This window comes from Radiobacillus kanasensis (genome assembly GCF_021049245.1).
Lineage (GTDB): Bacteria > Bacillota > Bacilli > Bacillales > Amphibacillaceae > Radiobacillus > Radiobacillus kanasensis.
In genome coordinates this window covers 2,684,444-2,707,265 of the sequence record NZ_CP088020.1, presented here as the reverse complement: position 1 = coordinate 2,707,265, position 22,822 = coordinate 2,684,444, and the positions used below count along the sequence as shown (strand labels likewise).

Genomic DNA, 22,822 nt, shown 5'->3' with positions numbered 1-22,822 from the left:
CTATTATAATGGTAGAATAAGAGAAAAACATTCGGCAGGGGAAATACATAAATGGGAAAACCAATGATAGAATTCGTGGATTTTGGGTTTAAATATCGAAGCCAAACGAAACCAACTTTACATGACATTAATCTAATCATTAACCAAGGTGAAAAAGTAGTCATTGTTGGACCTTCTGGTTCTGGGAAAAGTACACTTGCTCATTGCTTGAATGGGTTGGCTCCTTTTTCCTACAAAGGGGACATCACGGGCTCATTGAAAATCAATCAAAAAGATGTTAATAAACAAGGGATTTTTGACCGTTCGAAGCTGATCGGAACGGTTCTTCAAGATCCAGACAGCCAATTTATTGGACTAACCGTTGGAGAAGACATCGCTTTTGCGTTGGAAAACGATGAATGGAACCAATCGGAGATGAAAAGTCGTGTGGAAGAAGTTGCAAAGCTAGTTGACATGGATGCTTATTTGGATGCATCTGTTCATGAATTGTCTGGGGGACAAAGGCAACGCGTTGCTTTGGGTGGAGTGTTAGTAGATGACGTTGACATTCTTTTATTTGACGAACCACTAGCCAACCTGGATCCTGCTGCTGGGAAACAAGCGATTACTTTAATTGATTCTATCCAGCAAGAAATGAATAAGACGGTTATCATCATCGAGCACCGGTTGGAAGATGTGTTGCATGAAAAAGTGGATCGCATTATTGTGATGAATCACGGAAGCATTGTCATGGATGGAACTCCTGCGGAAGTTCTTTCTTCATCTGTTTTGTTGGAAAATGATATAAGAGAACCGCTATACTTGAAGGCTCTAAAGTATGCGGGTTGTGATGTTACTCCGGATATGCATCCGGAACATCTCGATACGCTTCCTATAGATTCCTGTAAAGAGGACTTTGAACTATGGTTTTCTTCGGGACAAAAAAGGATAGAGGAAACCATTTCTGAACCGAGTCTAGAACTTAAAGATATCTCATTTGGTTACTCAAAAGATAAGGTTACCATTGAACAGGTTTCTGTGCAGATTGGCAAGGGAGAAATGGTGAGTATTGTCGGTAAAAATGGTGCTGGAAAATCTACCCTATCTAAGATTATTGGTGGGTTTGAGAAACCGTCACAAGGCAGAATTTTGCTGAATGGACAAGACATTACAAATGATACGGTGAAAGAACGCTCAGAACGGATTGGAATGGTCTTACAAAATCCCAATCATATGATTTCAAAGCACATGATTATGGATGAAGTAGCGATGGGGTTGAAAGCGCGGGGAGTTCCTGATACTGAAATAAAAGAAAGAGTGGAGGGAACATTAAAGCTTTGTGGATTGTTTCCTTTTCGCAATTGGCCAATTTCTGCTTTAAGCTTCGGTCAGAAAAAAAGAGTGACTATAGCCTCCATTCTTGTGATGGAGCCTGAAGTACTTATTTTAGATGAACCAACAGCTGGACAGGATTATCGACACTACACGGAGATGATGGAATTTTTAAGGGAGTTAAGTCAGCTAGGTGTTACTATTTTGATGATTACTCATGACATGCATCTCATGCTTGAATATACGCCTAGAGCAATCGTGATATCTGATGGAAAGAAGTTGGCGGATGATACAGCTGTAAACATATTAATGGATCAAAGAATAATAGAGTTAGCTCATTTAAAGGAAACCTCTCTGTTTGAATTAGCTCTCAAAATGGACATAGCCAATCCTAAAGAATTTGTCCAACATTTCATCGATGTGGATAGGGAGGAACGATAATGGCGGCTGAGATGTTATCATATATAGATCGAAAATCTCCTATTCATTCTCTTTCCGGAGCAACCAAATTAATATGTTTTATTCTCTGGTCGTTTGCTGCGATGCTTACTTACGATACGAGAGTACTAAGCTTGATGTTCGTGTTAAGCATTGTAATTTTTACAATATCAAAGATTCGATTTAAAGAAGTTTCGTTTATTTTAGTTCTGATTCTTCTTTTTCTTTTGATTAATAATATAGCAATCTATGTGTTTGCTCCACAACAAGGGGTAGACATCTATGATAGCCTACATGTGTGGTGGGAACTTCCGGGTCATTATGATCTAACAGTGGAACAGCTATTCTATCAACTTAATATTACACTTAAGTATTTTGTTGTGATTCCAGCCGCTCTCTTATTTATTGTTACAACCAACCCAAGTGAATTTGCTTCTTCTTTGAACCGAATTGGGGTGAGTTATCGTATTGCCTATGCGATTGCAATCGCCTTAAGGTACATTCCAGATATCCAAAGAGATTATCGAACTATTGCCCTAGCGCAACAAGCCCGTGGGATTGATTTATCTAGAAAAGAAAAGTTACCTTCCCGAATAAAAAATGCGGTTGCCATTGTTATACCTCTCATTTTTTCGAGCTTAGACCGAATCGAAGTGGTTAGTAATGGAATGGAGCTCAGGGGTTTCGGCAAAAGCAAGAAGAGAACTTGGTATCGAAGCCGTCCATTTGTGAAAGCAGATTTTGTAGCTCTGGGACTATTTTTTCTATTATTTGCCGTGTCTTTAGTCGTTACATTTTACGATGGAAGTCGATTCTATAATCCTTTTTAATCAAAATGAAATGGTATTTGTAAACAGGAATTTAGATGATAAACATGTCAAAACCATATAATGTCACAAGCATAAAAAGACGGTGCGTTTGTACCGTTTTTTTATGCATAATAAGAGTTTAGGCGAATCATTATTAGAGGACATCCGAATATTTCCGAGGAAATATTGGAGTATCCGACAAGAAAAAGGGGAAAATCATTTTTTACCGAATTATAAATGAGATAGTTAATGAATAATAGATTCGAAAGGATGATGGGCTTGGGGAGATTCGGGTTATACGGTTACTTTACGGCAGTAGAGGGGAAAAGGGATGAGTTGTCAGAGATATTGGTGAGAGCAAGTCAGAAAATGAGACAACTAGAGGAATGTGATATATATTCAGTGAGCATAATGAAGGAAGAGGCAGATAACGTGTACGTCTATGAGGTCTGGAAAAATGAGCAGGCACATCAAGCTTCCCTTACACTAGACGTAACACAAGACTTAATTCGTAAGGCAAAACCAATCATCGCGGGAATGGAGCGTATCCATAGCTTTCAATCTTTAAACGATTAATAGAAGGAGAGGTGTAACATGATTAAAGAGATGTATCCGTATTTAGTAATGAATGGGAATGGAAAAGAGGCTGTTCATTTTTACGAGGCCGCCTTGGGTGCGGAGGTACTAAGTATTCAAACTTTTGCAGATATGCCCGATGATCCGAAAAATTCAGTCCCGCCAGAAGCAAAGGATCGAGTACTAAATGCTCAATTAAAAGTTGGGGGAATTAATCTTATGCTTTCAGATACATTCCCTGGCCAGCCTTATGAAGTGGGGGATCAAGTAACCATTGCACTTGTGACTAACGATGCAGAAGAAACGAAAGAAATTTTTACAAAGCTGAAAGAGGGCGGACAAGTAGGAATGGAGCTACAGGAAACGTTTTGGAGTCCTTCCTATGGTCAGGTGACGGACAAGTTTGGGGTATCGTGGCAAGTCTCTACTGAAGGATAATCAACATCAGAAGAGTTATTTTTAAAAAAAGTAGTTCAGTTTTGAAGTGCGAAATTATTGTACTTCTTTATTGAGCTACTTTTCTGCTAGATTTGTAGTTGGGATGGATATATTTATGTGATAATTGATGAATATGTAACGGGAATCCGTGTTGAAAAGTAAGGAGGGGATGAAATGAAAGTACTAATTATCGGTGGATCAAATTTTGTCGGAAGACACATCGTGGAACAAGCAGTTGAACGTGGCCACACTGTAACCATGTTTAACCGTGGCAAAAGTAATCCAGGGCTATTTCCGTCTATTGAAAAAATCGAAGGGGATCGAGACAAGGATGTCGCATTACTGTTGAACCGAGAATGGGATTCGGTCATTGATACTTGCGGTTTCTTTCCTCGTGTTGTTGATAGGTCTGTCCAACTTTTAAAGGACCATGTTAAACACTATACGTTTATATCGACTGTATCGGTTTATAAAGATTTTCTAGAGCCGAATAAGACTGAAGAGGCAGAGCTGGCGACTATCGAAGATACAACAGTGGAAGAAAAAACACCAGAAACGTATGGACCACTGAAAGTTCTTTGTGAGGACAAGGTACGCAATGGGTTTGATCATCATCTTATCGTGAGACCTGGATTTATCGTTGGACCGTATGATTATAGTGATCGATTTACATATTGGGTAGACCGAATGGCTAAAGGGGACAAGGTGCTAGCACCCGGAAATCGTGAAGAGTATTTACAATTCATTGATGCTAGAGATTTAGCAGAGTGGTTGATGGACGCAATCGAGAACCAATTGGTCGGGACGTTTAATGTAACGAGTGAGCCTAATCAATACACGTTCGAAGATGTATTAGAAGAATGTAAACGTATTTTAAACTCGGACGCTACTCTATATTGGGCAGATGATCATCAATTAGAGGGAAAGGTACAACCTTTTTTAGAGCTTCCATTCTGGGTGCCAAAAGCATGGGGAGAAAAGGGTATTTTCCAAATAAATGTTGAAAAAGTAAAGAAACAAGGTTTAAAAACTAGACCGTTATGGGAGACCATTCGTGATACAGGGGCTTGGCTAAAGGAATCCAAACAACAAATATCGGAAGCTGGGATGGATCCAGAGAAAGAAAAGGAGCTAATTTTAGAATTAGATGGTGATGTATATTGATAAAAAGATCTATTTGTATTTTTCCATTCTTCGAAAATATAGACAAGTTGGAACTGTGGAGGGAAAAGTACGACCCTCTTTATGGGAAGATAGCTCCACATGTAACCCTTGTGTTTCCCTTCGAGAGTGAGCTATCCTCAAAGATGATAGGGTCACATGTTTCTAATGCTTTAAAAGAAATAAAACCGTTTGAGTTGGAATTTAGCGGTTTCTCGGTGGAGAATGATTCGTTTCTTTTTATTGATGTAGAGAGGGGCTATGATACGATCGTCCAGTTACATAATCGACTTTATACGGGCATCCTTAAACAGTTCCTACGAAAAGATTTGCCTTTTAAACCTCACTTAACAATAGGAAGGTTTGTCTCTGACCATGCGTGTGAGGAAGCTTTTCAAGTAGTAAGTGAAGAAAATCTTACCTTTCAAACGGCTGTGACGGAAGTAGTGGTAGAAGTGATAGAAGAAGATGAATCATCTACGGTTGAGTGTCGAATTAGGTTGTGAAAGGAATAGAATTAAGCGTTTCTATAGAGCGTTACTTTAATCATTTCAAAGAGGAGAGAGATCATGGAAATCGTAGTAGATGATTTAAAAGGACCTGAGGTCGCACAATTAATCTTTGACCATCTTCAAAATATGACCGAACATTCGCCACCCGAAAGTATTCATGCATTAGATTTAGGCGAACTAAGAAAACCAGAAATTACGTTTTGGAGTGCTTGGGACGGGAAAGATTTAATGGGGTGCGGAGCAATAAAAGAATTAAACCCTCAGCATGGAGAAATAAAATCGATGAGAACTTCCCCTTCGCATCTTAGAAAGGGAGTGGCAAGGAAATTACTTCAACATATCATAGATGAAAGTAAAAAACGCGGGTATGAGCGGCTAAGCTTGGAAACGGGTTCTATGAAAGCATTTCAACCTGCCAGAAAACTATATGAGAGCTTCGGGTTCGAATACTGTGAACCGTTCGGAGATTATACAAAGGACCCCAATAGTATGTTTATGACGAAAAAGTTGCAACCTAAATAAAATATATACATATAGAAAAAAGCTTGGAGGCAATCCAAGCTTTTTCATTCGACTTTTTTTGACAAAAACCGGGTGGTGCCTGGCACTCTAAAAGGAGTTGCTTTTACTTTGTGGTGCTTTACGAGGCGAAACAAAATAGCTAACGGAAATTAAAAGGTCAATTCCCACAACAAGCAACCATATTTTTAGAACCCCACGGAGTGCTTCTGTTCTACTAGGATCATCAATCCAGACTATGGTTCCAATCAGTAAAGCAGCTCCAATTAGATAGGAGAGTGCATGCCGAATCCAACCTTTAAAGTAATGCTTAGCGTAGTCATATCCATAGCGTTTCCTAGGCTTTTGCCCTTGCTTCAACAAATAATATTGAAACCGTTCATCTGCCCAAGCGATCATACTCTTTCCAAAAGCAATGGAGACACCGATATATACAGCAGCAATAGCATGAGCAGTAGTTGCGACAGCACCTCTATATAAATCAAATCCTGTCACGACGAGTAAAATTAGATCAATCGCGGGACTCAAAGCGAGTAGGAAAAGACCTAACTTTTCTTTACGCAACATATATCTGGATATGAGACCGAGTAAAATGACAACCCAAAACAGGATTTCACATGTAATAATCATCGCAGTAATCATTCAAAAGCACCCCTTTTTAACACATATGTATTAAATAAATTATATCAAGTGCTTTTTAATAATACAACTGTATTAAAAAATTGATTCAAAGTTGGTTACTTGATAAAATAGTACTATGCCAAAAAAAGTAGATCATCTTAAAAGGAAAAGACAAATTGCAGAAGCAACGTGGAGGGTCATTTTAGAAAAAGGGATAGAGCATGCGTCTGTTCGAAATATCGCAAAGGAGGCGAACTTGTCATTAGGAGCGTTGCGGTATTATTTTTCCAGCCAGGACCAGCTTCTAGCTTATGCCATGGATTTAGTGAAGGAGCGGGCAACCGAGAGAATTCAGCAAATTGTTTCGCAAGATATACCATTGAAAGTAAAGGTAATCCAAGCATTAATGGAGATGGTTCCAACAAGTAAAGAAACTCGGGCAGAGATGGAAATTTGGTTCTCCTTTCTCATCCATATTCGCCATAAGAAAGAGCAAAGGAAAATAGATACAGATGGAGTATATGCTGGTATTCAGATTCTCATGCATACCCTACAAGAGAACAACATGCTAAAAGATGGAATTGATTTGGACCTGGAAGCAGAAGCTTTGTATAGTTTGGTGGACGGGCTAGCGATTCACGCCTTGTTCGATCCTACTCGAATTCCTCAAGAAAAAGTTAAATCCATCTTATCATCTTATATGGAACGATTATATAAGTAATGCCCACTGACTTTAAGAAGTAGTGGGCATTTGTAATTTACGCTTTTCTAATCTTTTGTTGGTTCGCAACATAACCCATCAATAATACTGCTACTGTTATAATTCCGGAAATGATGTAAGTTATAGTCCCGTGTGACAAATGAAGAAGTTCTAGTACTTTTTCATCCTCTGTAATCATTTCACTTGCTGTCCAAGCCAGTATCCCAGACCCAATATAAGCAATCCAACGATATTTTTCCAGTACTTTCACAATTAACTTCGAACCGAAAATCATGATAGGAATGCTTATGAGAACTCCCAGCGCGATCATTCCGATATGACCGTGCGCTGCTCCAGCAACGGCCACGACATTGTCTAAACTCATGGCGGCGTCAGCAATGATGATTGTCATAACCGCTTTGCGCATTCCGGTATGGGATTGAATATGCGATTCCTCTTCCTCTTCTACGAGCACTTTATAAGCAATCCAAAGTAAAAGCAGTCCTCCTATGAGGTGGACATAAGGAATCTCGAGTAAATACACGATGATAGCAGCAAATAATATTCTAAGAATAACGGCCCCAGCTGTTCCCCAGAAAATGGCTCTATTTTGTTGCTCCTTAGGAAGATTTTTCGTTGCCATGGCTATGACAATTGCGTTGTCTCCGGACAAGATGATATCTATTGCGATGATTTTTAATAAAGCAATAATGGCACCAGATGAGATAGCTAGTCCAAGTGTTGTGAGCAAGAAATCCATTTGTTTTGTTCCTCCTAGGTTACGTATAATGCGGATTTACGATACTATTTTATTATAGTAACACATTCGCGAAAATAGTATCACGAATTCGCATAAGGAAGGATAAATGAAATGACAAAAGAATGTATTTTCTGCAATCCAAAGAAAGACTCACACCAAAATATCATATTCGAAAACGAATCCTGTTATTTTTTACAGCACGATAAACAACAAGATGTTTTAGAAGGAAGTGGAGTAATTGTTCCAAAAGCACATCGAATAACTACTTTTGATCTCACAAAACAGGAGTGGATGGACACATACGATCTGCTTCAAAAAGCAAGAGCCTACTTATCAGATAGGCATAAGCCAGATGGCTTTACATTAGGATGGAATGTCGGTGAAGCATCTAATCAAACGATCTTACACAGTCACTTTCATGTCATTCCGAGGTATAACGATGAACCTTATGCTGGAAAAGGACTTAGACACTGGTTGAAGCAGCCAGAAAACAAACGAAAAAAGTAAGACTACATAATGAGGAGAATTGGTAATGAAGTTATATGGGGATTTTACAAAAAGAGATTGGCTTAAAGCACTAGATATCAGAGAAGAACAAATTCCAGGTGCATTTGTTATCCATGGCGAGCACGAGCATGACCACAATATAAAGGAATGGACGGGAATTTTGAAGCCTATACAATGGTTGCCGAGCTGGAACAGCATTGTCGGGAGCTATGAAGGAAATCAAATAGGGTTTGCAAATGTGTATGGTGGTCCAATGGCAGCGACTGTTGTCCATCGTTTTTCAGTGATGGGGACAAGCAAATGGATCCAAACGGGCTATTTTGGTGGTTTATCTCACGAGGTGGACTATGGGGATATATTGATCGTCACGGCTGCGGAAATGAAGGATGGTGTTTCCGATTGGTATCTTCCTAATCAGCAAATCGTATATTCGGATGAACAACTCGTAAATGCTGCCGTTCGCTTTTGTGAAGAGAATGGATATAATTATAAGAAAGGAACCATTTTGACAACTGGTGCTATTATGGTAGAAACACAATCGATGGTGAATGATTGGGCGGAAAAAGGACATGTGGCTGTTGATATGGAAACGGCCACAACATTATCCGTTGCCTCTTATTTCGGTAAGAAGGCAATCGCTATATTGAATTTGTCGGATCACTTAATCAAGGGAGATACGTTTTATCATGAAGATGAAGAACGGGATCAAATGGAAGAAGAAACAGACCGACGAATCAAGGAATTAGCGTTACATTTAGCAACAAAATGAAAAAATATTTTACCCCCGTATCTTTTTTATCTGGAAAATCGTTTAAGTCATGAGAAGTGTGTAAAGGAGTGAGTAAACGTGTATGAGAAGTTAAATTTCGTCGGTGGGTCTTTAGACGAATTAGAAGGAACACGATGGGAAGAACATTACAAAAGTCTATTGCATTATTGTCGGTTTATTACAAGAAACAAATGGGATAGTGAGGAGGTCGCCCAAGAGTCTCTTGTCAAGGCTATCGAGCATTATGGCATTGGAGCCAGACAGATTTCTCCAGCGTTATTAAAGAAAATTGCCTACAACAATTGGATAGATACAGTTCGCAAGAGAAAGAGAGAAGAGCTACAAGCAACGACTCTTTCAGAGGAAGCGGGCCAACATGATGGAACTTCTGCATCTCAAATAGTGGAAATTCTTAAGCAACGCTTTACTCCAAAGCAAGCCGTAATCTTTCTATTAAGAGAGGCATTCGCTTTTCGTTTGAAGGAAATAGCGGAACTTTTGGAGACAACGGAAATGGCTGTGAAAGCCAGCTATTTAAGAGCGAAAAGACGTTTAGAAAAGGAAGAAGATAGTGGAGATTTCTTATCCTTTTGGGAAGAGGAGGAGGAACTAAGCGAACTTGTCACTTTAACTATTCAGAATCAAGAACCGACGGTGTTAATTCAAGCACTTCCTTCTATAGATAGTCTGAAGAAAAATCAAAATCCGACTTGTAAGCTTCCAACCATACATGCTTTACACTACTCATCCACTCACACACTCTCTTTAGCAGCTTAATATGCCAAGGGGGTTATAAACATGACGACGATTCCATATGTCATTGAACAATCTAGTCGAGGGGAACGTTCCTATGATATTTATTCAAGGCTTTTAAAGGATCGCATTATTATTTTAGGTGATGAGATTAACGACCATGTTGCAAATACGATTGTCGCCCAATTACTGTTTCTTGCAGCTGATGACCCGGAAAAAGATATTTCGTTATATATTAATTGTCCAGGTGGATCTACGACTGCCGGGTTTGCCATCTACGACACGATGCAGTATATTCAGCCTAATGTTCGGACGATTTGTACGGGAATGGCGGCTTCATTTGGCGCTTTACTCTTATTAGCCGGAGCGGAAGGGAAACGTTGCGCACTCCCTAACAGCGAAATTATGATTCATCAGCCATTAGGTGGTGCAAGAGGCCAAGCTACAGATATCGAAATTTCAGCTAAACGAATCCTGAAGCTAAAGGACCATATTAACGATATTATTGCCGAACGCACTGGCAAGGCAAAAGAAGAGGTCGAAAAGGATACGGATCGGGATTACTTTATGAGTGCTGTTGAAGCGAAGGAATACGGTATTATTGATGAAGTAATTAGTCCAAAAAATAAATAGTTAAGGCCAAAGCTAGGGATTCTTGGTTGAATGCCTAGCTTTTTCATGCCATCATAAAATATTTCAATTGACTAAAAATTGTACTAGCAATAAAATCTTGCATAAGGGAAACTTTTTGGTCGGTACTGCATATAATGTGAAAAATAGTTCAGAAAAGAACAGAGAAAGGGGTATCACAATGGGAGAAGGGCTTTTATTGGCATTTGGTTTAACCCTTATGGCGGGTCTTGCTACCGGTGTCGGGAGTGTACTAGCATTTTTCACTTCATCGACAAATACGAAATTTTTATCGCTAGCACTAGGTTTTTCAGCGGGTGTTATGATTTACGTATCCATGATTGAAATCTTTGTGAAGGCGAAGGATGCTCTCGTCGGGGATTTAGGTGTTGAATTAGGAAATTGGTTAACTGTTATAGGCTTTTTTGGTGGTATGTTACTTATCGCCTTGATCGATAAATTCATTCCGAAATCAGGAAATCCTCACGAAGTGAAGAGAGTAGAGGAAATGAAAACGGAAAAGGTCAATGATCCCAATCTTTTAAAAATGGGAACATTTACAGCATTAGCCATTGCCATTCACAATTTTCCGGAAGGGATTGCAACCTTCACTTCCGCACTTCAGGATCCTAGCTTAGGCATTGCGATCGCTGTTGCCATCGCGATTCATAATATTCCAGAAGGGATTGCAGTTTCGGTTCCTGTTTATTTCGCTACAGGCGATAAAAAGAAAGCATTTAAGCTCTCTTTCTTATCAGGATTGTCAGAACCGATTGGTGCAATCGCAGCTTATTTGATTCTGATGCCGTTTTTAAATGATATTATGTTTGGGTTAATATTTGCTGCAGTGGCTGGCATCATGGTATTCATTTCATTAGATGAGTTGTTACCAGCGGCCAAAAAGTATGACGAAGCACATACATCCATTTATGGACTCATCGCTGGAATGATAGTGATGGCTTTAAGTCTTCTCTTGTTCATTTAAGGAATCGAGGATTTTCAGTATATATTGCTAAATGCTCCCAATATTGGGGGCATTTTTTCGCTTTTGTAACCAATTTGTCATATAATGCAACCCTAAATTAGTAAAAATGACAAAAAATCCATCGAATATCCCCGTTTGTTTCTTACTTCCCTTTCTGAATTGAAAACCCTATCATATCAGTGCTTATAAGGGTTCTTAGTATGAAAAAATTTGTATAAAAGAGGAATTTTGTAACGAATGAAACAGAATTGTAATATTCGTATTACATTCCTGTCATTTTTTGATGTTATACTACGAAGTGCCTATCAAGATAGAGAGATTAATAGGATAAATGATAGAAAATTTAATAGTTTACATAAATACGAGATAAACGATAGTTTTGGAAGGTAGGGGAATCGAGTGCTAAAGAAAAAGCTTATTATTCTTAACTTAAGTATTGCAGTTGGATTAGCAAGTACGATCGCTATCCCAAATGTACAAGCAGAGACGAGCAGAGAAACTCAAATACAACAAGAACGTTCTCAGATTCAAGCGAAGATTTCTGAAGCGGAAAAAGTTATTGCAGAAGCGGATAAAGAACTAAAAGAGCTAAACGAGCAAGTGGAACGTGTCGACCAAGCTATCAAAGATAACCAACAAAAAATTGAGGATACAAAAAAGAAAATAGAAACGACAAAAGCAGAAATTGCGAAATTAGAGGAAGAGATTGTTGCTTTAGAAAAAAGCATTGAAAAACGTCTTGATATTTTGAAAGAGCGTGCACAATCTTTTCAACAAAGTGGTGGCGAAATCAGCTACTTAGAAGTAATCTTTGGATCGAAAAGCTTCAATGATTTTGTAAATCGTGTATTCGCTGTAAACACCATCGTTCAAGCGGATGAAGACTTGTTAAATGATCTAGAAGAAGATAAAGCTGCTGTGAAAGAAAAACAAGATTCTGTTAAGAAGAAACTAGAAGATTTGAATAGCATGATGACGGAGTTAGAAGGAATGCAGGCTCAAATTCTAGAGCAAAAAGAACAAAATGAAGCATTGAAACAAGACCTTCTTGATCAACAAGAGAAAAATGAAGCGTTGAAAGCAGCTCTTGAGCGTAAAGATGCGAATTTAGCAAGTGAATTGGAGTCATTCCAAGCAAGTAAATCTCCACTTGTTAAGGCATATAGTACATCAGCAAATTTTTCTAATGTTTCTGCGAGCGGATCAGCTGCTACTGTAATCAATGCAGGTAGAAAGTATATTGGTAATTCTGTCTACGACTTCGGTGGAGGAAGAACTGCTAGCGATATTGCTAACGGTCGATTCGATTGTTCAGGGTTTGTATCATACGCATTCTCTCAAGCAGGAATCAGTGTACCAGCAAGTACTTCATCTCTAGTTGGAGTTGGACGTGCTGTTTCTCCAAGCGCTATGAAACCAGGAGATATGGTATTCTTCAATACGTATAAAACAAATGGACATGTTGGAATTTACGTTGGTGGAGGAAGGTTTATCGGTTCTCAAAGCTCCACTGGTGTAGCTATTGCAAATATGTCTAGTGGGTACTGGGCTAATCATTTCAGCGGTGTTGTAAGAAGAGTATTAAATTAATAGATTAGAGGCCTATCTTTTGATAGGCCTTTTCCTATTGTTCGAATACATAATTGAAAAGGATAAATACGGCGAATAAGAGACTCTCATGATCTTTATAAGCTTCTGTTACAGTAAGTCCATAGACAGCTCCTTTTTTTCGTGTTCCCCTTGCTACCTCTAGTTGATCATGCTCCACTTTTGTTTCGGATCCTACTCCAAAGGAATGAAAGATATATGTATCTTCTCCGTACTGTAGTATCAGCTTTTCTTTTAAATTAGTTGCATTTTTCACACTATAGTCCGTTTCAATAGTTCCAGTCAACCTGTCATCTTCATATACTTCCCATTTGGAATTCCCTATAATGGCATGTTCTTTTACTTCAACAAACTTAAATCTTGATGGGAAGTTGAATTCGAAATTTATGTAAAACTTCCCTGGGCTATCCATGATATTTGTTAACAGTTTGTGCCATCCCTTTTTGTGAAAACGATGATAGTTTCCAAGAATAGTATCTCCTTTTGTAGCAACCTTTTTCGAGGTGCTAAAACGTTCCGCCATCCTCGTTTGTATATCATAGGCGTCTCCATTTGGTTGAAACTGTGCATCCTTTTTAATTTGATTGTTTTTTATCAACAGAATCACGACGGAAGCGACCGGAAACAGGAACAATAGAAGAAGTTGATCAAGTTCAAACTCTCCCTTGATTAGGAAACGAAGTAAAAGTCCGATAGTACCTACGACAAATAATGTTAAAAGCCTTCCCATATAATTCCTCCTCGTTTATATGTACGAATGAAATCTAAAAATGTTCCGCTCAGCAAGAGAATTTAGTATTGGAATCTAAATTCTAAAGCTTTTCCTCTTGTTTGGTTCTACTAATCTATCTGAATGAAATTAATGGATAATAGATTCTGTGAAAAATTTGCCGATTTCTATTGAAAATATAGAAATTATGACGAAATAAATAGTATCAACTTTAAAACTAAAGGTAATTTAGTTTATAGAAAATAGGTGAAACGACATGGATTTAGCTTCATTAATTGGTTTATTACTAGGGTTAATTGCTGTTGGAGTGGGGATGGTCTTTAAGGGAGTATCACCAGAGGTTCTTATCAATCCGGCAGCCCTTTTAATCATTATTTTGGGAACGATAGCTTCCGTTATGATTGCCTTTCCGATGAGTGAGTTAAAAAGAGTACCAAAGTTATTAGGTATCCTTTTTAAGAATCAGAAACTTTCAGACCCTATTGTTCTTATTCAACAATTTTCGGAATGGGCGCAGCTCTCACGAAAAGAAGGGTTACTAGCACTTGAGGCGAAAACCGCTGAAGTAGATGATGAGTTTTTAAAGAACGGATTAACATTGGCTATAGATGGACAAAATGCCGATTATATTCGTGATGTATTATCAGAAGAAATAGATGCAATGGAAGAAAGACACCAGGCAGGTGCTGCTATCTTTACACAAGCCGGAACATACGCACCGACGCTTGGGGTTTTAGGAGCCGTTATCGGTCTGATTGCAGCTTTAGGTCATATGGATGATCAGGAAGGGCTTGGTCACGCTATTAGTGCTGCGTTTGTTGCTACTTTACTCGGTATCTTTACAGGATATGTATTATGGCACCCATTTGCAAATAAGTTAAAGCGTAAATCGAAGCAAGAAGCTCAGCTGAAATATATGATGATTGAAGGAGTTCTGTCCATTATGGAAGGAGAGTCTCCTAAAGTTATCGAACAGAAGCTTGCATCTTATTTACCGACTGGTGAACGTAAGAAAATTTCCGAGGGAAGTGGAGTGACTCCGGATGAGTAAGAGGGGCAAAAAACATAAACATGAAGATCATGTGGATGAGTCCTGGCTTCTTCCTTATTCGGACCTTCTAACCCTTTTAGTTGCGTTATTTATTGTCCTATATGCGATGAGTGAAGTAGATGCCAAAAAATTTGAAGCATTATCGGAAGTATTCAATGAAGAGTTCACGAGCGGTACAGGAATAATGGAAAATCCAAGTCCTGTGCCCGAACCTGATGCGAAGTCTCTAGAAGAACCTGAAGAAAAAAAGGAAGAGACAAGTAAAGAAAAAGATGAGAAGTCACTAGAAGAGCAGATGAAAGAAAGGGACAAGCAGGAGCTAAAGGAATTACAAGCCAAAATTAATGCCTACATCAAAGGGAAAGATTTAACTGCACAGTTAGAAACTTCTTTAACGGATGAAGGACTATTGGTAACGATTCGAGACAACGTTCTTTTTGCTTCTGGAAAGGCAGATGTTAGAGAGCAAGATTTACAAATTGCCGAAGAAATATCACAGCTTCTTGTGATCAATCCACCTAGAAATATTATCATAAGTGGACATACGGACAACGTTCCAATACGTAATTCGGAGTTTTCTTCAAACTGGGAACTTAGTGTAATGCGTGCTGTTAACTTTATGAAAATCCTCTTAGAAAATGATCAGTTAGATCCACAATGGTTTAGTGCTAAAGGGTTTGGAGAGTTTGAACCAATTGCTTCTAATGACTCTGATGAGGGAAGAAGTAGAAACCGTAGAGTTGAAATATTGATACTGCCGAGAAACTAAGATAAGAATTTAAAAAAAGATAACGTACCCTTTAAGCCTCATGTAAGAACTATGTCTTTTAGTTCAAATGTGATACTTAAAGGGTCTTTTATTTGGAACATACATTTTTTTATAAAAACTAACCAACTGGAAGTAGAACTATATCATGAATACATCTCCATCCCCTTACATAAATCGCGTATAACGATATAATAGAGAACAAGGAAAACGGACGCTGTGACATTTGTAACAGCATGTAAAATCTAGCTCTTTATAATGAAAGGTACACCGAATAAGAAGGTTAGGAGAGATGATGGTGAAGGATCGAATGATATTGGATCAGTTTTCAAGACAATTGCAGGATCTTCGTATTTCCGTAACCGATCGATGCAATTTTCGGTGCAGCTACTGTATGCCGAAGGAGATCTTCGGAAGAGATTATAACTTTATGCCAAAAGAGCAGCTCCTCTCTTTTGAAGAGATAGAGAGACTCGCTTATCTATTTGTGAAAATGGGAGTAAAAAAGATAAGAATTACAGGCGGAGAGCCGTTGTTAAGAACGAACGTAGTAGATTTAATCAGAAGACTTCATGCTATTGATGGACTAAAGGATATCGGTTTAACGACAAATGGTGTTCATTTAAATAAATTTGCAGAACCTTTATTGAAAGCAGGCTTACGACGAGTAAATGTGAGTTTAGATGCATTAGATGAGGAGCTTTTCAAATCGATTAATGATAGTGGTGTCCCACCTAGCTTTATTATAAAGGGAATGAAAAAAGCGAAGGACCTTGGAATGGAAGTGAAAGTAAATATGGTTGTTCGTAAAGGAATGAACGACCAGGAAATCTTACCAATGGCCAAATACTTTAAAGAACTAGGAATAACGCTTCGATTCATAGAGTTTATGGATGTTGGTTCTACCAATGGTTGGAATTATGAACAGGTGGTTACGAAAAAAGAGATTCATCAATTGTTAAGTAGGCACTTTGAATTAGAACCCGTTGATCCAAGCTATGTTGGAGAGGTTGCTAAAAGGTACCGTTATAAAGGAACGGAAACAGAGGTTGGCTACATTACGTCTGTGTCAGAATCGTTCTGTTCTAGCTGCACTCGGGCAAGAATTGCCGCAGATGGTAAATTCTATACGTGTTTATTTGCGAATACGGGCTTTGACTTAAGAGAACTTGTTCGTTCCGATTTAACAGATATCCAATTGGAGGAAAAGGTTAGAGCTATCTGGACAGGGAGAGATGATCGATACTCAGATATCCGCACAGAAGAGACGGCCAAAAACCGTAAAAGGATTGAGATGTCTTATATAGGTGGATAGGGTAGAAAGGAAGAAAGCTATGAATGAACGATACTCCCGACAGGAATTGTTTCGTCCGATTGGGGAAGCGGGCCAATTGAGCATACTACGAAGTCATGTATTGATCCTAGGAGCGGGTGCACTAGGATCTGCGAATGCAGAAATGCTAGCAAGAGCGGGAATTGGCAGACTAACGATTGTGGATCGTGACTATGTAGAAGAAAGTAACCTTCAACGACAACAACTGTATAGTGAAGAGGATGTGCGAGAAAAGCTTCCTAAAGCAATTGCCGCCAAAAACCGGTTAGAGCAGGTTAACTCAGATGTATCGATTGAAGCGGTCGTAACTGATGGAAATGCTGAAAACCTTGATATTTTTTGTCAGAAAGCAGACATGATTTTAGATGCAACGGATAATTTTGATATTCGCTTTATTCTTAATGATTTGGCCCACAAGCATAAGAAGCCTTTTATTTTTGGGGCGTGTGTCGCGAGTACGGGGATGAGTTATACCATTTTACCGGGGGAGACTCCTTGTCTGCAATGCCTTGTTTCTTCGACTCCTATAGTGGGAGCAACCTGTGATACAGGAGGTATTATTTCCCCTGCCGTGCAGATGATTGCAGCTCATCAAACGACAGAAATTTTAAAATGGCTAGTCGGTGATCGAGATTCCCTTCGCCAAAAGCTGATATTGTTTGATTTATGGTCCAATATGAACCAAGCAATAAAAGTAGAGAAAGCAAAAAAGAAAAATTGTCGTACATGTGGCAATCACCCGGACTATCCGTTTCTTTCCTATGATGCATCCTTAAAAACGGAGTCTTTGTGTGGTCGAAATGCAGTTCAGCTTAGAACCTCTACAAAAACAACGAATCTACCACTATTAGCGAGGAAACTGGAGGAAATAGGCCCTGTTCATCAAAATCCTTTTCTCGTTTCTGTTGAATATAAGGATTTTCGATTTGTTTTTTTTGCAGATGGACGAACCTTGGTACACGGAACCAATCAGGTGGAAATGGCTAAGTCGGTTTATCACCAATTGATTGGATAGGAAGGAGGAGTCATTATGTTAGATAGAAGGAAGCCTATACCCGTTACAGATGCATTAGATCGTGTTTTGCAGGTCGCAGCCCCTGGAGAGATAGAACAAGTATCTTTAGACATGTCCCTGAACAGAACGTTAGGGGATGATATAGTTGCAACACACGATGTTCCATTGTTTGATCGATCTCCTTATGATGGTTTCGCTATTATCGCAAAGGATACAGAAGGTGCCTCTCGTGAAATTCCAACTAAGCTACAAGTCGTTGGCCATATAGGTGCTGGAAGCCTTTATTCCAAAACACTACAGCATGGACAAGCAGTACGAATCATGACAGGTGCGCAGCTTCCAGCAGGAAGTGACGCGATTGTCATGCTAGAACTTGTAAAGGAATCTGAAGAGAATGGAGATTCCTTTATCCATCTTAATAGAGAATTTAAATCTGGTACGAATATCTCTTACCAAGGAGAAGATACAAAAAAGGGAACTCCGTTATTAAAGAAAGGGGAACAAATTACGCCAGGAACGATGGCTATTTTAGCCACCTTTGGATATCAGAAGGTACCCGTTACTAGACAGCCAAAGGTTGGAATTTTGGCAACAGGAAGTGAGCTTGTTGAAGTGCATGAACCGCTCCAAGCAGGGAAAATTCGAAACAGCAATGCATACATGCTAATGGGACAGGTAAAAAGCTCAGGAGCCATTCCTCTCTATTTAGGACAGTTAGAAGATGATTTGGAACAGTGTTTTAAAAAAGTAAAGGAATCATTGGAACAAGTGGATATCTTAATCACGACAGGCGGTGTTTCTGTTGGGGATTATGATCACATGCCGGAAATCTACAATAAACTTGGGGCTCGTGTTCTGTTCAATAAAGTAGCGATGCGACCAGGGAGTGTGACTACTGTTGCCGAATACGAAGACAAGCTCTTATTCGGACTTTCAGGAAATCCTTCAGCATGTTTCGTAGGGTTTGAATTATTTACTAAGCCAGCTATACACACATTTTTGCAAAAGAATGAGATAACATCCGATCAAACACCAGCGATATTAGGGAATGATTTCCCTAAGCCCAATCCATTCAATCGTTATATTCGGGCGGAATGCTTTTTGGAAAATGGACAATGGATTGCAACCCCACTTGGGCTGGATAAATCGAGTGCTGTGATTTCGCTTGCCCGCACGAATTGTCTTATCGAGCTTCCAGGTGGAACGAGAGGCTTCCAAAAAGGCGATAGTATTCAGATTATTAGGTTGCAAAATAGTTAGGAAGGGTAGAAAAATGAAACGATTTGAAATTGTGGAAGCTCCTATCGATGTCCAACAAGTAATTGACAAGGTATCTAGTAGAGAAGCGGGAGCTATAACGACGTTTATCGGTACGGTAAGAGAATGGACGAAGGGAAAGCGAACCGTTTATTTGGAGTACCAGGCTTATGTGCCAATGGCCGAAAAAAAGCTCGCACAGATAGGAACGGAAATTGAAGAGAAATGGGACAAAGCGAAGGTAGCTATTAGTCATCGTATTGGACATTTAGACATTTCAGATATCGCAGTAGTCATTGCGGTCTCATCACCGCATCGTAAAGCGGCTTATGAGGCAAATGAATATGCTATTGAACGAATAAAAGAGATGGTTCCAATTTGGAAGAAAGAAAATTGGGATAACGGAGAATCCTGGATCGGGGATCAGAGAGAGAACACTTCTTACCCGACCGGAAGACCGGAGGGAGAGAAATAAGACATGATTGAAGTGTTGTTATTTGCCCATTTACGAGATGGAGTAGGAACGGCAAAGTTAGAAATCAATACGGAATCTTTGACGGTTGAGCAGCTGAAAGATAAGTTAGTTCATGACTTTGGATTACCTGATCTAGATCGAGTTATGGTTGCTATTAATGAAGAATATGCTAGCAATCAAGATCAAATTAAAAATGGAGATACGGTTGCACTCATTCCACATGTAAGTGGTGGTTAACCAACATGGCGGTAGCGCCTATAGGCTTGTGCCAAGTCAAGACGAACAAAAAAGACTCTTATTCGGGTTTATATTCTCTTTTCGCTTATTTAATACACCTTCATCTTGTTTACTTTATAAGGATAGGTGAGAAGTCTTTTTGTTTTATTATAGTAGAGAAGGCAGCATTCATATCACCATTTCCCCCTTCCTAAGAACCGAAATTTTCCATTTCTTTTACCGGGTCACAAATCTTTAAATCTATTCAAATTCATACATATATATAAATACAGTAGTTAAATATGTTTTATCCTTTCATTTCTGAAATCGATGGTGTTACAAATGTCACGTGAAATAAACTCAAACATGATAATATAGAACAATAAACGGAAGGGGGATTATCCATGCTAGAAGACCATAAACAGAAGGCAGATAAGGATATAACCTACATGATTATTACCGTAAGTGATACGAGAACGAAAGCTACGGATAAAAGTGGGCAATTGATTCATACGACTCTAGAAGAAGAAGGGTTTACCCTTGGAAAATTTGAAATCGTAGTGGATGAAAAGGAAGATATTCAACAAGCGATTAAAGATGGTGTAAACGATGCACATATGGATGCAATAATAATCAATGGAGGGACAGGTATTGCTAATCGAGATGTGACGATAGAATCTGTTCAACCGTTATTTGATAAAGAAATCCCTGGGTTTGGGGAGTTGTTTCGTTATTTAAGCTACAAGTATGACATTGGACCTGCTGCTATGCTGTCTCGAGCGACCGCAGGAACGATTCGTAGTACCGTCCTTTTTGCCATGCCTGGTTCTTCGAAAGCTGTTGAACTGGCGATGAAAAAATTAATTGTACCAGAATTGGCTCATATGGTATTTGAATTGAAGAAGGATAGATAATTGGAGTGAAAAGATTTGCAAAACCGTTTATTAGCTTTCCTTGCGCTACTATTGATAGCAGGCTGTCAATCTGATAAAAGGGAAATTACATTGACTGTATCTACTGCATCGAGTATGGAAGAAAGCTTTAGGGAGATAGAAGGGCTATTTGAAGACGAATATCCCGACATTGATATTACGTACAACTTTGGAGGAACAGGAACGCTAAGAAAGCAAGTTGAACAAGGAGCTCCAGTAGATCTTTTTGTATCTGCAAGTGAAAAAGACACGAATATACTTATAAATAAGAAATTAGTAGAGGAATCTATTAATTTTTTATCTAATCAAATTGTTGTGATAGTCCCTTCAAATAGTAGCTTCACTCAATTTGAAGACTTACTTCGGGATGGGAAAAAACTGGCGATCGGTACACCTTCATTTGTGCCAGCAGGCATGTATGCAAAAGAAGCACTAGAACAGCTTGGTCTTTGGCAAAAGGTAGAGTCTTCGCTTGTTCCAACTAAAGATGTACGAGCAGCTTTGACACTTGTAGAAAATAGTGGAGTAGATGGTGGATTCGTTTATGATAGTGATGCGGTTCAATCCAAAAAGGTAAATGTGATACACCGTATCGATCCGGAAAAGCACTCCCCGATTTTGTACTCTGTTTCTATTTTGAAGGAGTCAGAACATAAAGATGAAGCGAAGTTATTTTATGAATTTATTCAAAACGAAAGCAGTCAACAAATCTTTGAAGAAGATGGGTTTTCCGAAGTAGGGGGGTAACCATCATGACATTCTCTTGGTTCCCAGTCCAACTGTCCCTTTTAGTGTCAGGGGTGGCTGCGGTTCTTACATTTATTATTGCTGTACCAATTGCATTCAGAGCCAGTTATCAGAATAAACAAAGCCATGTTTTTTTGGATACCCTTTTTCTATTACCACTGGTTTTACCACCGTCTGTCGTAGGCTTCTTTCTTATCGTTTTGTTTGGAAACAACGGACCAATTGGAAGTATCATGGAAAAGTTTGATGCGGAGACTATATTGTTTACACCACTAGCTGCCATTCTAGCAGCTAGTGTCGTAGCTTTTCCACTTATGCTGCAATCAGCTAAGGCAGGTTTTTCGGGTGTCGATCGTGATATTGTCGGGGCCGCGAAAATAGACGGAGGCTCTAACAGGGCTATCTTCTTCTTTGTCTGCTTACCTTTGGCTTACCGCTCCCTTATCACAGGTCTCATTCTGACCTATACACGGGCACTAGGAGAGTTTGGTGCAACCTTGATGGTTGCTGGAAACATTCCAGGTAAAACACAGACCATACCCACAGCTATCTATACAGCTATTGAGTCAGGAGATGTAAAACTGGCCTGGATATATGTCTTGTTCAATGTTGGATTAGCGTTGTTGTTTTTAACTATCATTCACCGTCTAGGTCCAAAAGAATAAGGACTGAGATTTAATTAAATGAGAATATTTAGGGAAATAATACAATCCTATTAAAAAGGGGCTTGGAATGCAATAAGTAGTTCACTTACCGTGGAGAAAACATTAAATCCATAACAAATACATTTGTTTTCGCAGTGTATTTAACAACCATTTTAACACTTGTCTTAATAGGTAAATTGTTTTCATTTATATTGTCTTGTTCTACTAATGGTGCGATGCCTTGTTAAAGCATCGCACCCGTTAATTTAAGTGTACCTCTTCACAAACTGCATTATAAGAGAATCCATTCTTTCCATTAAGACTGGACTCTTTTCTCAAGATTATTTATTTTCGTATCATGTTTACCTGTTTTCTCACTTAAATAATCAACATCATACAAGATATTGTCAACCTTCTTAGATATTAAATGTAATGTTCCTTTAACATCATCCTGCTGACTTTTCTCTATACTATCAAGTCTGTTTAATACTTCTTTGAACTGCAAGTCCATCTTATCAAATCGTTCTAAGATGATTCTAAGCAACTGGTCATTATCCAT

General features: G+C 38.9%; 28 protein-coding genes. 24 read left to right on the top strand and 4 right to left on the bottom strand.

The genetic code is table 11. The features are described 5' to 3' along the window. The first annotated feature begins 51 nt into the window (after positions 1-51). From KO561_RS14120 to KO561_RS14090, 7 genes are all read left to right on the top strand, one after another. Complete coding sequence (locus tag KO561_RS14120) at positions 52-1,752, top strand: ABC transporter ATP-binding protein (RefSeq protein ID WP_231093917.1); 1,701 nt, start codon at positions 52-54, stop codon at positions 1,750-1,752. Then, positions 1,752-2,579, top strand: coding sequence for an energy-coupling factor transporter transmembrane component T family protein (locus KO561_RS14115; protein WP_231093916.1), 828 nt, complete (start codon positions 1,752-1,754; stop codon positions 2,577-2,579). The genes KO561_RS14120 and KO561_RS14115 overlap by 1 nt, the downstream gene beginning before the upstream one ends. A gap of 228 nt (positions 2,580-2,807) precedes the next feature. After that, complete coding sequence (locus KO561_RS14110) at positions 2,808-3,134, top strand: putative quinol monooxygenase (protein ID WP_231093915.1); 327 nt, start codon at positions 2,808-2,810, stop codon at positions 3,132-3,134. An 18-nt stretch (positions 3,135-3,152) separates the two neighbouring features. Next, the gene (locus KO561_RS14105; RefSeq protein ID WP_231093914.1) at positions 3,153-3,572 is read left to right on the top strand and encodes a VOC family protein; all 420 of its coding nucleotides are present in this window, start codon (positions 3,153-3,155) and stop codon (positions 3,570-3,572) included. Between the two features lie 174 nt (positions 3,573-3,746). Next, positions 3,747-4,736, top strand: a complete 990-nt coding sequence (locus KO561_RS14100) for an NAD-dependent epimerase/dehydratase family protein (protein WP_231093913.1) — start codon at positions 3,747-3,749, stop codon at positions 4,734-4,736. Continuing rightward, a complete protein-coding gene (locus KO561_RS14095; RefSeq protein WP_231093912.1) occupies positions 4,733-5,239 on the top strand; it encodes a 2'-5' RNA ligase family protein in 507 nt (168 codons plus the stop codon). Before KO561_RS14100 ends, KO561_RS14095 begins: the two co-directional genes overlap by 4 nt. A gap of 63 nt (positions 5,240-5,302) precedes the next feature. Further along, positions 5,303-5,767, top strand: coding sequence for a GNAT family N-acetyltransferase (locus KO561_RS14090; RefSeq protein WP_231093911.1), 465 nt, complete (start codon positions 5,303-5,305; stop codon positions 5,765-5,767). A gap of 87 nt (positions 5,768-5,854) precedes the next feature. Here KO561_RS14090 and KO561_RS14085 read toward each other — a convergent pair whose 3' ends face one another. Beyond that, positions 5,855-6,406: a hypothetical protein gene (locus tag KO561_RS14085; RefSeq protein WP_231093910.1), complete on the bottom strand. Its 552-nt coding sequence runs from the start codon at positions 6,404-6,406 to the stop codon at positions 5,855-5,857. A gap of 115 nt (positions 6,407-6,521) precedes the next feature. Between KO561_RS14085 and KO561_RS14080 the strand changes: the two genes are divergently transcribed. Then, positions 6,522-7,106: a TetR/AcrR family transcriptional regulator gene (locus tag KO561_RS14080; protein WP_231093909.1), complete on the top strand. Its 585-nt coding sequence runs from the start codon at positions 6,522-6,524 to the stop codon at positions 7,104-7,106. Between the two features lie 37 nt (positions 7,107-7,143). On the opposite strand, the gene KO561_RS14075 is transcribed toward KO561_RS14080, so the two are convergent. Next, positions 7,144-7,845, bottom strand: a complete 702-nt coding sequence (locus KO561_RS14075) for a TerC family protein (RefSeq protein ID WP_231093908.1) — start codon at positions 7,843-7,845, stop codon at positions 7,144-7,146. Positions 7,846-7,956: 111 nt separating this feature from the next. On the opposite strand from KO561_RS14075, the gene KO561_RS14070 reads away from it, so the two are divergent. From KO561_RS14070 to KO561_RS14045, 6 genes are all read left to right on the top strand, one after another. Next, the gene (locus KO561_RS14070; RefSeq protein WP_231093907.1) at positions 7,957-8,352 is read left to right on the top strand and encodes an HIT family protein; all 396 of its coding nucleotides are present in this window, start codon (positions 7,957-7,959) and stop codon (positions 8,350-8,352) included. A gap of 25 nt (positions 8,353-8,377) precedes the next feature. Then, a complete protein-coding gene (locus tag KO561_RS14065) occupies positions 8,378-9,121 on the top strand; it encodes a phosphorylase family protein (RefSeq protein ID WP_231093906.1) in 744 nt (247 codons plus the stop codon). A 78-nt stretch (positions 9,122-9,199) separates the two neighbouring features. Then, the gene (locus KO561_RS14060; RefSeq protein ID WP_231093905.1) at positions 9,200-9,898 is read left to right on the top strand and encodes a sigma factor-like helix-turn-helix DNA-binding protein; all 699 of its coding nucleotides are present in this window, start codon (positions 9,200-9,202) and stop codon (positions 9,896-9,898) included. 21 nt (positions 9,899-9,919) lie between these two features. Beyond that, positions 9,920-10,507 (top strand): ATP-dependent Clp endopeptidase proteolytic subunit ClpP, encoded by a 588-nt coding sequence (gene clpP, locus KO561_RS14055; RefSeq protein ID WP_231093904.1) that lies wholly within the window; start codon positions 9,920-9,922, stop codon positions 10,505-10,507. Between the two features lie 178 nt (positions 10,508-10,685). After that, complete coding sequence (gene zupT / locus KO561_RS14050; RefSeq protein ID WP_231093903.1) at positions 10,686-11,489, top strand: zinc transporter ZupT; 804 nt, start codon at positions 10,686-10,688, stop codon at positions 11,487-11,489. Between the two features lie 399 nt (positions 11,490-11,888). Continuing rightward, the gene (locus KO561_RS14045) at positions 11,889-13,079 is read left to right on the top strand and encodes a coiled-coil domain-containing protein (protein ID WP_231093902.1); all 1,191 of its coding nucleotides are present in this window, start codon (positions 11,889-11,891) and stop codon (positions 13,077-13,079) included. Between the two features lie 34 nt (positions 13,080-13,113). Here KO561_RS14045 and KO561_RS14040 read toward each other — a convergent pair whose 3' ends face one another. Continuing rightward, positions 13,114-13,827 carry a tubby C-terminal domain-like protein gene (locus KO561_RS14040; protein WP_231093901.1) on the bottom strand — a complete coding sequence of 238 codons (714 nt, stop codon included), beginning with the start codon at positions 13,825-13,827 and terminating at the stop codon, positions 13,114-13,116. Positions 13,828-14,083: 256 nt separating this feature from the next. On the opposite strand from KO561_RS14040, the gene motA reads away from it, so the two are divergent. The 10 genes from motA to modB all read left to right on the top strand — a co-directional run bounded on the left by motA (position 14,084) and on the right by modB (position 22,284). Continuing rightward, positions 14,084-14,878, top strand: a complete 795-nt coding sequence (motA, locus tag KO561_RS14035; protein ID WP_231093900.1) for a flagellar motor stator protein MotA — start codon at positions 14,084-14,086, stop codon at positions 14,876-14,878. Continuing rightward, positions 14,871-15,647: a flagellar motor protein MotB gene (motB, locus tag KO561_RS14030; RefSeq protein ID WP_231093899.1), complete on the top strand. Its 777-nt coding sequence runs from the start codon at positions 14,871-14,873 to the stop codon at positions 15,645-15,647. The genes motA and motB overlap by 8 nt, the downstream gene beginning before the upstream one ends. Before the next feature lie 292 nt (positions 15,648-15,939). Next, a complete protein-coding gene (moaA, locus tag KO561_RS14025; RefSeq protein ID WP_408004874.1) occupies positions 15,940-16,959 on the top strand; it encodes a GTP 3',8-cyclase MoaA in 1,020 nt (339 codons plus the stop codon). 19 nt (positions 16,960-16,978) lie between these two features. Beyond that, positions 16,979-17,992 (top strand): ThiF family adenylyltransferase, encoded by a 1,014-nt coding sequence (locus KO561_RS14020; RefSeq protein ID WP_231093898.1) that lies wholly within the window; start codon positions 16,979-16,981, stop codon positions 17,990-17,992. Between the two features lie 15 nt (positions 17,993-18,007). Further along, positions 18,008-19,252, top strand: a complete 1,245-nt coding sequence (locus tag KO561_RS14015; protein ID WP_231093897.1) for a molybdopterin molybdotransferase MoeA — start codon at positions 18,008-18,010, stop codon at positions 19,250-19,252. Between the two features lie 13 nt (positions 19,253-19,265). Beyond that, a complete protein-coding gene (locus tag KO561_RS14010; RefSeq protein WP_231093896.1) occupies positions 19,266-19,724 on the top strand; it encodes a molybdenum cofactor biosynthesis protein MoaE in 459 nt (152 codons plus the stop codon). 3 nt (positions 19,725-19,727) lie between these two features. Continuing rightward, complete coding sequence (gene moaD, locus KO561_RS14005; RefSeq protein ID WP_231093895.1) at positions 19,728-19,961, top strand: molybdopterin converting factor subunit 1; 234 nt, start codon at positions 19,728-19,730, stop codon at positions 19,959-19,961. Positions 19,962-20,344: 383 nt separating this feature from the next. Further along, on the top strand, positions 20,345-20,854 hold the full coding sequence (locus KO561_RS14000; RefSeq protein ID WP_231093894.1) for a MogA/MoaB family molybdenum cofactor biosynthesis protein: 510 nt from the start codon (positions 20,345-20,347) through the stop codon (positions 20,852-20,854). 15 nt (positions 20,855-20,869) lie between these two features. Next, positions 20,870-21,619, top strand: a complete 750-nt coding sequence (gene modA, locus KO561_RS13995; protein ID WP_231093893.1) for a molybdate ABC transporter substrate-binding protein — start codon at positions 20,870-20,872, stop codon at positions 21,617-21,619. A gap of 5 nt (positions 21,620-21,624) precedes the next feature. Then, positions 21,625-22,284 carry a molybdate ABC transporter permease subunit gene (gene modB / locus KO561_RS13990; RefSeq protein WP_231093892.1) on the top strand — a complete coding sequence of 220 codons (660 nt, stop codon included), beginning with the start codon at positions 21,625-21,627 and terminating at the stop codon, positions 22,282-22,284. A 295-nt stretch (positions 22,285-22,579) separates the two neighbouring features. Here modB and KO561_RS13985 read toward each other — a convergent pair whose 3' ends face one another. Then, entirely contained in the window at positions 22,580-22,822 is a 243-nt protein-coding gene (locus tag KO561_RS13985) for a hypothetical protein (RefSeq protein ID WP_231093891.1), read from the bottom strand.